Raw genomic sequence first — 14,255 nt, 5'->3', positions numbered from 1 at the left:
CTCACCTCTCATAACCATTTGGGTGATGTTGGTGCCAATTCCATGCATCGCTGATGATTTGATGAATTGAAGTCCTCTTTGGGTTCCAGCCCAGCACACTTCTTGCCTTTTCCGAAGATGCAATTAGCGTACTAGGGTCCCCAGAACGGCGTTCCCCTAATTGGACCGGAATATCAATACCGGTTACCTCTTTTGCTGTCTCAATAATTTCCTTTACCGAAAATCCTTGGCTGCTGCCTAGATTGAAAACATTACTCTCCCCGCCATTCTGCAAAAACGCGAGTGCAAGAAGGTGCGCTTCAATCAGGTCCTCAACATGAATATAATCACGTATGCAGGTGCCATCTGGTGTATCATAATCTTGTCCAAAGACCGTAATAGCGGGTCTTTTTCCTAAAGCGGCTTCTAAAATAACAGGAATGAGGTGCGTTTCAGGATTATGATCCTCGCCAATTTGTCCGTCACTTCTCGCTGCTGCCACGTTAAAATAACGAAGAGATACATATTTAAGGTCAAATGCCTTCTCACACCAAGCAATCATTTTTTCCATCGTAAGCTTGGTTTCACCATAAGTGTTCGTTGGCAATGTTGCCGCATCTTCCTTAATTGGCACCACCTTTTGCTCACCATATACTGCAGCTGTTGATGAAAAGATGATGTACTTAACGTTAAATTCCTTCATCATTTCGAGGACGATTTGTGTCCCGAATACATTGTTGTCGTAGTATTTTAGCGGCTCTGTCATAGATTCACCAACAAGAGAGTTGGCAGCAAAATGGAGAATCGCTTCAATGTTTTCTTTTTCAAATACAGAACGCATAAACTCACGGCTGCGGATATCACCTTCATAAAAGTTTGCCTTCGGATGTACCGCCCCGCGGTGACCACTTTGCAAATTATCAATAACGACTACTTCAGATCCCTGGTCAATTAACTGGTAAACAGCATGCGAACCAACGTAACCCGCACCGCCTAAAACAAGAATACTCATTCCGACACCTCCATTGGGATTTCTTTTGCTCCATCACCGATACTTGCTACATAAAAATCAGCAGGATAGCCGATTTTCTCCTGATAGGCTGCACCGACATTTGCTATAAAGCTCTCAACCTGTTCATTTTCAACAACTGCAATGGCGCAGCCCCCGAATCCTGCCCCCGTCATCCGGGCGCCTAAGACACCGAGCTGTTTCCAGGCAGCCTCAACCAAACTGTCAAGCTCTACTCCCGTTACTTCATAATCATCACGCAATGATATATGCGATTGATTCATTAGTTGTCCAAATCCCTCTAAATTACCAGCATTTAGGGCTTCAAGCGCTTTTAACGTTCTCACATTCTCATATACTGCGTGTTTAGCCCGTTTACGAACGGTTTCATTAGCTATTAGTGATTGATTTTCATCAAACTCTTCTTCCGTCAGCTGTCCGAGCGCTTCAATCGGTAGTTTTTTCTGGAGCTGAGACAACGCTTCTTCACATTCTCCTCGGCGCTCATTGTATTTCGAATCTGCCAACTCCCTGCGCTTGTTTGTATTCATAATTAAGATTTTGTGGCCTTCAAGTTGAATCGGTGCATATTGATAGTTTAAAGTCTGGCAATCAAGCAAAATTCCAGCATCCTCTTTTCCCATCCCAATCGCAAATTGATCCATTATGCCGCTGTTGACACCAATAAATTCATTTTCAACTTTTTTACCAATCTTGATCATATCTAGGCGATCTATTCCTAATTTAAACAACCCGTCTAGGAGTACGCCTGTCAATAACTCAATAGATGCGGAAGAGGATAGGCCTGCGCCATTAGGAATGTTACCTTCAATTACACATTCAAATCCGGATGGAATTGAAAATCCTGCTTCCTTTATATAACGAATCATTCCCTTTGGGTAATTTGCCCAATTATGCTGTTTATCGTACTCTAATTGTGTTAAATCAAACTCAATGATTTCTTTATCTGGAAAGTTTACTGAATAAAGGCGGACAAGATTGTCCTCTCTTTTCTTTGCAACGGCATAAGTACCATAAGTAATCGCACATGGAAATACGTGACCGCCGTTGTAATCTGTGTGTTCGCCAATTAAATTAATTCTCCCCGGAGCAAAGAATGCTTGCTCAGGCTGGACCTGAAATAATTCTCTAAATGTAGTCGTTAACTTTGTGATGTTCATTGTCGTCCCTCCACTATTTGGCTTTATATTTAGTTTAATACACAAGGTAAAATAAATCTATTATTTTTACTAAAATTTTTACTAAAAAATTAAAAGCAGTGTGTATACCTATACACACTGCTTTTTCTAAGTCACCACTTAAATCAAAACCACAGTAGCAAACCTATTTCAAAAGATACTCTGCATCTCTCAGCAAGTAGGATGCCGCCTCATTTGAGATGTGCTTGCTGCTTTGCGCTTTTACTTCGTTCATGAAGCTTTGTAATTCATTATCTTCCAACTTCTTTAGTAGACTGTTAGCTATTCCATCATTAGTAATTGATCCGTTGGTTTGGAACAGATTTACAAGCTCTATTAATGAAGAAATGCTTGTACTAGTCATAAACGATTTTGTTACCGAAGCAGGATTTCCCGCTTGATCCACCGCACTCACAGTGAGAACATGCTGTCCAAGTGATAGCTTATAAAGCGGAATAACGGTACCATTTACGATTGGTTGTCCATCCAACAACGCAACCACGGACGAATTATTCACACCTGATATAGTGTCAGATACCGTGTAATTCACTGTCACGGTTTCGTCGTCCAAATAGCTTTCATCCGCTAGACCTTCGATATTGATTTCGGGACGAGTCTGATCTAGATTAATTGGATCTAAAGTAAGTACCTGTTCAGTATTGCCCGCTTTATCCACCGAATAGTATTTTACATTATTTTTCCCATCCTGACTGACCACAAATGGTGCCGTATATGTTTCCCAGGTAGTGCCGCCATCCAAGCTATAGAAGGTAGACTCTACTCCAGGCTTGGTATCCGTCGCACTCAATGTGACTGTAACAGGGTTTTTATACCAGCCATTTTCCCCATCCGGCTTTGCCGGGTTCATTTCAGCAGTCGTCTCAGGCGGCGTGTTGTCGACGTTTGAGTAAACTTGAACCTCAACGAGCCCGCTTCCCCAACCATTGCTGAGAGCATTGTTGTTAACACGCCTTACCTCATTCACCTTGAGCTTTACATACCTGTAATTTCCATTTAGTTTATCCGAGGTGAACCCGGCCCACATATTCGTATTATTGTTGACCAACTCAGTCCAATTTTTATTATCCGATGAACCGAAAATCTGATACCTGTGGTACATTTCAGAACCGTTATATAGCCTATAGGCAACGTCAATTCGCGCTAAGTCATAGACTTCACCTAAATCAATCGTATATTCATACGGAGCAACTAAGCCGCCAAAGAAGTGGCTCGTATCACCCCATGTATTAAGGTTATAGGTAATGCCGTCATTTGCTTTCTCTATTCCTGTAACAGAATCATTATTAGTGATGGTTGCTGGCTTGCCCTCTGAAATGAGCTCAACCTTAGGAAATTGTACATCGCCGGTCTCTGCATTCAGTTTCCAACCGGTTGTGAAGGTGGCCGAAGCATTATGTTCTGCCTCGTTGAAGGCAATCGGTAACCACACATAACGTGAATCGGAAAGTTGACTTGGTCTCCATCTGTCACCCATATAAACATAGCTATTTGACCCATCCGGTTTAGTCAGTTTCATGATGTTGGTTGATTGACTGTAGTATGTGCTGTTGTTCCCAAAAGTGAAATTTGGAAGTATCTTACCATTCTCATCTTTTATAGGAGTCCAGCCATGTGGATCGGTAATGTCTGCATTATAGCTAATCGCACTCTGATTTGGCAGCCAACCCGATTGTCCGGAGGTAATTAAATAATAACCATCGCCCGTACTTACAACCGCTGGTGCTTCTCGTCCGACATCCTCATAGAAGTTGTAGGATTCGAAATCTGCCGCCTTTGCAGCAGGGTCGCTGAAGGTGTAGGTCGTAAAGTCCACATCTGTATATTCGTCATTTAGTCGGTGAATCCTCATGGAATGTCCTTCCGACGATACCAGATAAGCAGTCCCGTCATCATCGGCAAACACTGTAAAATCACGTGAAATATATCCCATTTGAGTAACATCGCTTTGCACGCTCGCTGGAACGGCCGTCCTGGTACCGCTGGACTTATAGTATTCGGAATCGGTGTAAATACCGTTGTCACTACGCCAGTTACGCAGGGTACCTCCTGGACGCCAGTGTCCTAGGAAGGTATACGGACCTGCTACATGATCTGCTGTAGCTACCGCAATTTGACTGCTTGCATAGCTGCCCGCTGTTTCCCAGTGGCCCCAAAGAACATACTTTTTGGTTTTTTCATTGTAAAGAAGCTTCGGACGCTCCCATTTGTTATTGAGAAGTCCGTATTCCGCACCTTCTACAGTTTGAGAGAATTGGTCAAGAATGTTACCTTCATAATTCCAATTCACCAAATCGCGGGAGGAGTAAAGCGATACTGCATGGAAAACTGCACTGTTGTGAATTTTGTTTTCCCCTACCCAATAGTAGATTGGCTTGCCGTCTTCTGCAGTTTGCTGAAGGAACCCGCCGCCGTGGGCTTGGATGGGGTTCCCCTCAGTATCGTACCAGGTTTCCCCAACAGGTACACCGGCAGTGGAATAGTTCACTACATTCTCAGGTTGAACGGTTTGTGCCCATTTGAAGGCTTCGTCTATTTGCAAAGCCGCCCGGTCTATATCCCATTGCGTCGCAGATTCATCTGCTAAAATCGCTTTCGCATGATCGAGAGCCCGAGTAATGGTTTTCCATGTTCCGTTGGTATAATCCCCTCTTATTGTATCTTTCTTCTCAGCGTATTTAGCCTGAAGCTCCGATTTGAGCGACGGCACCGACACAGTGTATTCCTGACTGAGGTCAAACCATTTCATGGTCAGTATGACTTGTTTTGCGCTCGATCCTTCTGTCGGACGATTTACTAAACCTGTGCTTGGATCAATCACGCTGTTGTCGCTTGAGGTCCAGCTAATATTGGGATCGTGGAACAACGAAAGATCCTCACGAACCACCATCCCATCGGTGAGCGGCTTTAAAGCAAGTAGGTCGTTCCATGTAAAACTGCGAATTTCCTTCGCAAAATAAGTCGCAGCATCTTGATCAAGTGCGTCTTTAAATACACGCACATCGCGGTAATGCGAATCAAGATTGGAGAAGGTTGCAATCGTACGGTTCAGTCGAAATTGTCCATTGCCAAGTTCGTCCGCACCAATCCCGTTAGAAGCAACCTCCGCTGTCTTAACTCCATCGACCCAGACGATCAGCTTACCAGTACTGGCTGTTCCGTCCAGCGAAATTGTATAATTATGCCACATATCTGGTGCTGGTGCCGGGAAAGATGCCACTATAGAATCCGTCCCATTCCGTTTAAGAACGACCGCAGCCATACCATTACTGTAGTAAGGTCGAAGCGTAAGATTGTTATTATTATCAGCCCCATAAGATAAGAGGGTATTTACCGCACTAGTAGAACGCGTTTGCGTCTTATTCAATTTAATATTTAACGAAAAAGAAATTTTCCTTCCCGTTACAGGGGATCCCGGATTGTTGCCCGCAATATGTCCATTGTTTGCATTTCCTGGATTGACTAATGTAACATAGTCCGTTTTCCAGGACACGTCACTGCCGGATAATTGCTGATTCTCATTCAACCTATTTTTATACTGATAAAAACTATTTAACGGGTAGTGCGCCACAGTGACACTATCTAGCGAACTTACATCGAAGTCAAATTCTGTATCGGCTGCTTGGACGAAATGAGATGGCGTAAAGCCGCTGGTGATTACGCTTACAATTAACACCATAAGCAATAATCTCTTACCCCATTTACTAAAATTTATCCATAATCTAGATTTCATCATTACTATTCTCCTTTTCTCTTCTATCAATCTTCAAAGTTTAAAACTCTTATCCTCCTTATATTATTTTGAATCATTTTCAACTATTAGGTTATCTAATTTATCCTTCCTTCATATATGAATATTTTTACTTGGTTTTTAAAAATTTTGACTTTTTTGATAAATACAATCCAACTTTACTTTCCCCCCAAAAAAGCAGTTAGATTCCTCTTTATGAACCTACTGCTTTTTTGAGATTTGTTCTGAAACCTATTCAAATCAAGTTTTTTTAAATTCTTTGAATCATAAAGTCAAAATCCATGAATTCATTTGCCTTAATAAGATGTTCATCGTGAACAGGAGCACCCCAGCTGTCGTCACCGCCAACCCCCATCTGCTTACCGGCAACTGTTACAACCGTATAGTGGACATTCGGCAGCTCGTAAATATGCTGGGCATTTTCAAGCTCGAAGGCAGTATATGGTGAAAAATTGCACTCTAACGGTTCCGTGACCGAAGAAATTCTAATTCCCTGACCGTTTTGATTCGTGACGTTCACACGCCGGACTCCAGTACGATTCCCCGATTCCTGCGGCATAACATAACCTGATAGATTATCACGTACTTGATTTTTAAAGATCCCAAGTTTAGCACCCATAGCCCGGTCAGAGTAATTTTCTTCTGGACCCATCGCATACCAGTCTAATTGATCATAATCTGCTGGAATCTTGAACGACACTGCAAAAATCGGCAGCTGCGGTAAATTCTCAGCCCCTTTATACCCAGACTTTACGCGAACACTTCCATCTGGATAAACAGTGTATCCTGCCTTAACCTCAATATCTGGATTAATTGAGAACTTATAGGTAAAAGCAATACGAACATTACTGCTGTTCTCTTCGACTTCTATATTTACACACTTTCTCGTTAAGCTCGCTGCATACCAAGGTCCGGAATGGAAACCTTGAGAATAACCGCGATCATTGTCAGTCGTGGCTCTCCAAAACAGTGGTGCTGGAGGAAGTGAAATCATTTCTTTACCTGCATAGTTAAGGGAAACTAAACTGCCTGCACCTTTTGAGAACATTACCGTGAAATCACGACCATGAACACCAATATTGACATCCCCATGGACAACTCGTAAATCACCGCTAGGCTGGGCGATCTCCCTTGTACCCACTTGATATACAAACTGTCCGAATGCAATTTCATACCCCGGTTCTGCCCAAAGGGTGCTTTCCTTCAACACGAGTGATGTTTGAATACAATATTCACCTGTTTCAGCATTGAATTCTTCAGGGATTTTAAACTCAAATCGTCCCTCACGCTGCGGTTCAACACGAGCTAACAACTTATTTCGATATACTTCCTTGCCTTCATGTAATAAGACATATTCTAGTTCAAAGTCACTCGTATTCGTGAACAGACTCTCATTTTTGACGGTTACACCTGTCCCATCTGTTACTAGTTTGAAATCTTGATATAAGAACTTAACTTCCTGCATTTTAGGAGAAAGCTCTCGGTTAGCGTAGACAATTCCATTTGTACAGAATCCGTAATCAGTCGGACGATCACCGAAATCACCGCCATAGGCAAGGTATTCATTTCCGTATCGGTCCCTTTTATATATGGCTTGATCAATATAATCCCAAATAAACCCGCCTTGATACATTGGATACTTCTGCTCAAGGTCCGTATATTTGTACATACCGCCAAGTGAGTTCCCCATTGCATGCATGTACTCGCAGCTAATGTATGGCTTCTCCGGATTTCCATTTAGGTACTTCTCAATATCAACTGGCTTTGCGTACATGCGGCTTTCCATATCACTTGTGTCGTTATAATCACGGTTGTGGAAAACTCCTTCATAGTGAACAAGTCTACTAGGGTCCTTCTTTTTGAAATATTTAGAGACATTTAGAATCACTTCACCAGCGTATGATTCGTTACCACAGGACCAAATCAAGATAGATGGGTGATTCTTATCCCGTTCTACCATGGAGATTGCACGGTCCATGACAATAGCTTCCCATTCCGGCTTATTACCAGGAATATTCCATGACGGCTCAACAGCACCCATTTTTTGCCACGATCCATGCGTTTCAAGATTCATCTCATCGATGACATAAATCCCATACTCATCACATAACTCGTACCAATAGCTTTGGTTAGGATAGTGAGAGGTACGGACTGCATTGATGTTATGACGTTTTAGGGTTTTAATATCCCAGAGCATGTCTTCTTTTGTAATGGCACGACCGTGACGGGGGTTGAATTCATGACGGTTCACACCCTTGAATACAACCCGCTCTCCATTGAGGTGCATCATTTTATTCACAAGCTCAAATCTTCTAAAACCAGCCTTCTGAGCTACAACCTCTACTAAACTTCCAGCTTCGTTGTAGATTTGTATAAATAATTTGTACAAATACGGATTTTCTGCACTCCAAAGTGCAGGCTGCTCAACAGCAAGGTTAATCGACCAATTGCCATCAATATTTTCAGCATCGCCCGTTTTAACGAGAGTACCATTGGCATCCACTAATTCTGCCGTTATTTTTGAAGCGGCCGCCCCTTGAAGCTTTAGGTCGACAGAAAGAGTCCCTCTTGTAAAAGTGGAATCCAGTTCAGGGCGAACAAAGAGGTCGGCGGCATGAATTTCCGGAACTGTGTAAAGGTAAACCTCACGGAAAATCCCAGAAAAACGCCAAAAATCCTGATCTTCAAGCCAACTGCCGGTACTCCGCTGATAAACCTCCACTGCCAGCTTGTTTTCACCATCCACCAAATACGGTGTAAGTTCAAACTCACTAGGGGTAAAAGAATCCTCGCTGTATCCGACAAACTCACCATTTAACCATACATAAAAAGCAGACTCTACACCTTGGAAGGAAATATAAACTGGCTTATTTTCCATGTTAGCTGGAACGCTGAAGTATTTTACATAACTTCCTACCGGATTATGGTCGGTTGGAATTTCTGGCGGACGAATGTCATTATGACCGTCCCAAGGATACATCGTATTTACATACTGGGGCTGACCATAGCCTTGAAGCTGAATATGACCAGGAACACTGATATCCCCCCAGCTGGAGCATTGATATTCTTTTTTATAAAATTGATCAGGTCTGTGGTCCGGATTAATACTATAGAAAAATTTCCAATTTCCATTTAAATCATGACGCATTTTCATCGGAGCTCCACTTCGTGCCTCCTCCAATTTCTCATAATAGAAATGATCTGAATGCGCTGGAAGACGGTTTACAGAAAACACACCCACATCTGTAAGCCAGTTTAAATTTGGAATGGTTGTCATATCTACTTACACTTCCTATCTTCATTTATGAATAATAATCTTCTCTTCTCCGAGCTCCAAGTATATCTTTTCATCTTGAAACTCAATCTTTGGAGCAGTATCCCATTGATTAAAAATGGTTTCACTACCTGGTTCCCCAAATACGGCATTTACAAGCCAATGTGTCCCTGGTTTTAGACTAGCCTTTATGGTTGGGATAACGGTGCGTGTATTTACTAGATTTGTATTTGCATTTGGATAGACGAGCTCCGCTTTGCCATTTCCATATAAGTTCTTTATACCGCTTACAGCCCAAGGCGAAATAGCTGCGCTTTCTTTTAAATGTGTAATTGCCTCTGACTTTTGCCCATTATATTGGGTATGCTCCAATCCAAGAGCGAATCCACCCTCTGCAACGTCAAGGTTTCTACTTGTCTTTATACAATGGACTCGGATATGCCACGGGGTCCCTGGAACAAGCCATGTTTTAATTTCAACATCATCCCACGGCTTCCATTTCGTGTAGATTACATTCTCGTTTACCTCATATTCCTCGCATTTTCTTTTACCTCTATAGATATTGTCGCCCTCGCTAACAGCAAGCATCGAATCAAATGCACCCTGTGCAAGTCCCCATTCTGCTTTTTGAACACTAAATCCAAAAAAATTGGAGTAAACAAATTTTTCATATTTCGCAGCAGTATGTGAGTGATCATTTGTGTGCTGATACCCAGCATTAAATGCAGCCATATAGTTTTGTTCATCGTTCCTGCACAGGATAAAACGTGGTGAGTGTTGAACCACTTTCTCCTTTAATAAAGGAAGAGGTTCCTCCTCCACCTTCCAAAAAGGATGATTAACAGGCAGTGATAAAGGCAGGAAGGTTTTTAACGCCCAATATGGTGAACAGGGTGAATTATAGTTCTCTGCCATGACCAAATTGGGATAACTATAGCCAATGGTAAGCAGTCCATTATGGTCAAATATATTTTGACTAAACCACCAGCGGAGATTCCGCAGGATCAGTCCCTTCATCACGCCTAGCGGAAACACCTCGACCTCTGCGTAGACAAGCGCACTCCAAAAGGAAGATTGTGCAAATCGATACGCTAGGCTTCTCCCATAAGGCAGGGCGGAACCATCATTTGCAAACCAGTAGATAAAATCCTTAGCAAATGCCGCTGCCCTGCTTTTGTACAACATTGCTCTTTCTGGATCCTCACTGCCCATCAATTTTGCATAAAGCAGGCTATAAAAATGAATCGCAAACGGTCCATAATAATCACAATGAGCAGTCACCCCATCCGAATACCAACCATTCTGTAAGTAAAAGCTTTCTATTCGATCAATATTCCCATTCACTATTTCACGATTATACGGTAAGCCAACTCTCTTAAACCCCAGGTTGACTATCACCGGAAAAAATAACCAGTTACAATCATAAACTTTGATGGTGTTTATTTGATTCAGCCACTGGAACAAATTGGACTTTTCCAAATCACTTAAAGGATCCCAAATCTTTTCAGGAATAAGCGCGAGTGCATATCCAAATGCCGCCATTTCTACTGCACGCTGATCAAAGTCTGCGATATCTCCCCAATATTCTTCATGAGAAGGATCTGTACCATTCTTTATGCCCTGTATGTGGATATCCCAAATTTCCGATTCCTCTCCACCTGCTAACAAGGGTACAAGTCCCCATAATATTCTTGAGAACCCTTCCATTCCCGCCAGAGAATCTGGGTACCCTGCCCCTGTACTGCCTAATCGGAGGAGGGTTTTCCCCTTGGAGTAAAAAGGTTTTAATGGGTTTAAAATTTGTTTAACAGCCTCACTTAAATCCTCCCGTGATTTAAGTGGATTTTTCTGAATAGGTAAATCGAGTTTTATCATAAACTTCCCTCCTGACAGAGAAATGGTTCTTTTTTCAGTTGCTATCAATCTACCAAAATAATTCTTTAAACCCTTTTAAATACGCTAGACCCTCGACAAAATAGTAGTCACCATATATAAGCGGATTATCTGTATATTTTCCTTGCGGGAAATGACTTGTTGCATGGAGAATCAATCCCTCTTCTAACCCTTCCCAATCACTATAATGGTTATATAAGGACTGAAGAATCCTTTCTCCTGCCTTCTTATATATAGGAGACTCATGCGTAGCTACTTTGTCTCCAAGCAAGAGCAGACCGCACGCAGCTATGGCTCCTGCCGAGGAGTCCTTTGGTGAAGCTACATCCGCAGGGAGACGAAAATCCCAATCTGGAACGAAGTCTTCCGGCAAGTGAGAAATAAAAAAGTGAGCAACACGTTTGGCATATTCTAGGTATTTTTCTTCGCCTGTATAATGATAAGTCAATGTGAGACCATATATGGCCCATGCGGTTCCTCGAGACCATGCCGATTCTGGCGCATATCCCTGCCCGCCAAGCGCTTCTATCTTTTCACCGCTATCAGGGTTGAACACAATAATATGGTGAACTCCGCCATCGCTCCGGATAAAGTGATCTAATACCATTTCGGCATGCTTTTTTGCCACACCCTTGAACCTGGGATCACCCGTTTCTTCAGATGCCCAATACAAGAGCGGCAGGTTCATCATACAGTCGATAATGGCAATTCCACTATTGTCTTCTCCTTCTGTCCAAGGATTCCAAGCGCGAATATAGTTACCATTTGGGTTAAAGCGGCCCATTAATAGATTTGCCGCTACCAACGCCCGCCGTTTCGATTCTTCTTCACCTAGGATTTTATGTCTAGCGACACTGGTCAATGTCCACATAAAACCCATATCATGATCGAGTTTGTAATAGTCCCGTTGTACAGCATCTAACTTTTGCTCACAGTCTTCGGCAAGTATTCTTAAATTCTCATCTTTTGAATCTCGATAAATAAGCCATAATATTCCTGGCCAAAACCCTGCAGTCCACCAATGAGGTTCTGCAAGTACATACTGGCCATTCTCACTTGCATGCGGAAAATTAGCACCTATTCTCTCACTTGTTCTACTAATCTTATTCGTTACTTTTTCCCACGCTTCATCTACCCACTTTTGTTCAGTCATGTCTTTTCCCCTCCTATTCAAATTGAAATGCCAACTCGACACTACACTCTCTATCAGGTTGCAGTACAATAAAGTCGAGGGCTAGATTATCTTCTGATTTACCGAAATGATTAATAAAACTAATCAATTTTGTTTCTAGTTTTAACTGATTCGTATCATATAAAATTCTAACTTTATTCTTTCCTTCTAGAAGGACTCCATCATGTGTTTTTGTTATTACTAATACAGGTGTAATGAACCGTTCCACGATTGAACGTGGCTGCTCAGCAAAAGAATAAGTGTCTTCCACTACTAGTTTTGGAAGATTTGTTTTTACCCACGTAAACCTTCGCTTTACACTTTGAAGACTCTTAACCTCATACGCATTTTCGATATCCATTTCATAGATATCAACGTCTTCCCCTATTAAAACTTGAAGAATGTTTGCATATTTTGCTAACCCTAGTGTTTGAAATTGTTCGTTTATTATTGGGACAGAGTGCCCTTGTGAGCCATTACATAAAATAGAATAACGTTTTTCACTAAAGTAATCCTTACTGTATAAGCCACTTCCTAAATCTTTTAAAAACACTTCTGTATTACCTTGCAGAATGAAATGGCCAATGTCGTTATGATTATGAGGCTCGTCGTTATGTCCGCCTTTTGCTGCAAATGCAAAACTTCCGGATTCAGAATGATGCCTCGAAAGAAACCACTCCGAGTCCTTTGAAAAATGGGTGCCATTTCTCCAAGGTAATGGAACAGAATCTTCATCAAACCACAATAGATTCCGGATTGCTGGAGCCCATCTGCTGCAATGGTCGTCCGTATAATGAGCACGAAGATATGTTTCTGGAACTTCGAAATCACTATAAATTTTGCTTAAATAATGGCTCAGCCCCAGAAAAACGGATGCGGTTGGAAGTGAATCTGAAAAGTTAACAACAAGATTTTGATTTAAAAAGGTCCTTTGTTGAAAGAGAGCAATTTGATGAACCTTCTCTGATTCGAATAAATTCAGCTTTCCATCTGTCTTTTTTTTCAATAAATCTGCAAAATAGACATAATATCCAAAACCATATTGCCAATAACCATAACCCTCAAGGCATATCCCATCATCCTGGAAGCCTTTTAAGTAAGAATCCATTGCGTCGATTACCCGTTCTAAAATGCTGGCAAGTTCATCCTGATTTTGGATTATATGCAGTGCTGCACAACCAATGGATCCGGCACATACTGCCGCCCAATTATGTGTTTGTTTCTCCCATCCAAAGGTTTTTTCTTTAAATGGAAAGAAGATTCTATTGTATATTTCTTCATAAATGCGCTTACAAATTTGCGGATTTAAATGTTCCTCGGTTAGTTTTACTATTTCAGCTAACGAAAATGCCGTTTCAGCGGCGAATAAATCAATAGAATACTCTTTCTTACTTGGCTCATTGAGTGAGTAATTAACGTTCACCGATGTTTCCGGACTATTTTGTAAATGTGCAGGCAGGCACCAGGAATATTCATTACAAACGGACCATATCGTGTTTTCTAGTGCTGTCAAATATTCGTCTTGTTCAGGTTCAAGTAAAACCATAATTGCAAAGGTCGTTAGTCGTCTCCGCTTTTCGAAATATACCTTTTCGAATTCTAGTCGGGAGCCGGTTTCACCAAAAATGTTGAACAAGGAAAACGTTAGTTCAGGATCACTTTCTTTTAAAAGTCTATCCCCTTCATCTCTTATTTCATTAAGAAACTGTTGATAAGCGGGATTTTCCCTAATATCTGTCCACCAATTTAATTTAGATTCCCTAGTAGGAAACAATAGGGAAGTTTCGGAACCTAATAAACTCTTAAGCTGTGCGGTAAGCAAAATATATACCTCCTACTCCAATTCCTTTTATTATAAATTAGTACCAGTTGAAAATATTAACGGTATTTTGATATATATATACAAAATTTTGACTATCTTTTCTCAATAAAAATGACCCAATAGAACATTCCCTATTGGG

The 14,255-nt window shown here is 41.6% G+C and carries 7 protein-coding genes; all 7 read right to left on the bottom strand.

What is annotated here, in order from left to right:
* Position 1: 1 nt before the first annotated feature.
* Positions 2-991, bottom strand: coding sequence for a UDP-glucose 4-epimerase GalE (gene galE / locus QFZ28_RS24735; protein WP_307197296.1), 990 nt, complete (start codon positions 989-991; stop codon positions 2-4).
* Positions 988-2,169, bottom strand: coding sequence for a galactokinase (locus QFZ28_RS24730; RefSeq protein WP_307197295.1), 1,182 nt, complete (start codon positions 2,167-2,169; stop codon positions 988-990). The genes galE and QFZ28_RS24730 overlap by 4 nt, the downstream gene beginning before the upstream one ends.
* A gap of 163 nt (positions 2,170-2,332) precedes the next feature.
* Positions 2,333-4,915: an OmpL47-type beta-barrel domain-containing protein gene (locus QFZ28_RS24725; RefSeq protein ID WP_307197294.1), complete on the bottom strand. Its 2,583-nt coding sequence runs from the start codon at positions 4,913-4,915 to the stop codon at positions 2,333-2,335.
* Positions 4,916-6,206: 1,291 nt separating this feature from the next.
* Positions 6,207-9,233, bottom strand: coding sequence for a glycoside hydrolase family 2 TIM barrel-domain containing protein (locus tag QFZ28_RS24720; RefSeq protein ID WP_307197293.1), 3,027 nt, complete (start codon positions 9,231-9,233; stop codon positions 6,207-6,209).
* 21 nt (positions 9,234-9,254) lie between these two features.
* The gene (locus tag QFZ28_RS24715) at positions 9,255-11,105 is read right to left on the bottom strand and encodes a DUF2264 domain-containing protein (RefSeq protein WP_307197292.1); all 1,851 of its coding nucleotides are present in this window, start codon (positions 11,103-11,105) and stop codon (positions 9,255-9,257) included.
* A 49-nt stretch (positions 11,106-11,154) separates the two neighbouring features.
* Entirely contained in the window at positions 11,155-12,276 is a 1,122-nt protein-coding gene (locus tag QFZ28_RS24710) for a glycoside hydrolase family 88 protein (protein ID WP_307197291.1), read from the bottom strand.
* A 13-nt stretch (positions 12,277-12,289) separates the two neighbouring features.
* Complete coding sequence (locus QFZ28_RS24705) at positions 12,290-14,116, bottom strand: heparinase II/III family protein (protein ID WP_307197290.1); 1,827 nt, start codon at positions 14,114-14,116, stop codon at positions 12,290-12,292.
* Positions 14,117-14,255: the final 139 nt, after the last annotated feature.

The sequence above is a fragment of the Neobacillus niacini genome, from assembly GCF_030817695.1.
Classification (GTDB): domain Bacteria; phylum Bacillota; class Bacilli; order Bacillales; family Cytobacillaceae; genus Neobacillus; species Neobacillus niacini_F.
The sequence above is the reverse complement of the archived record's forward strand: the minus strand, read 5'-3'. Positions and strand labels throughout refer to the sequence as shown.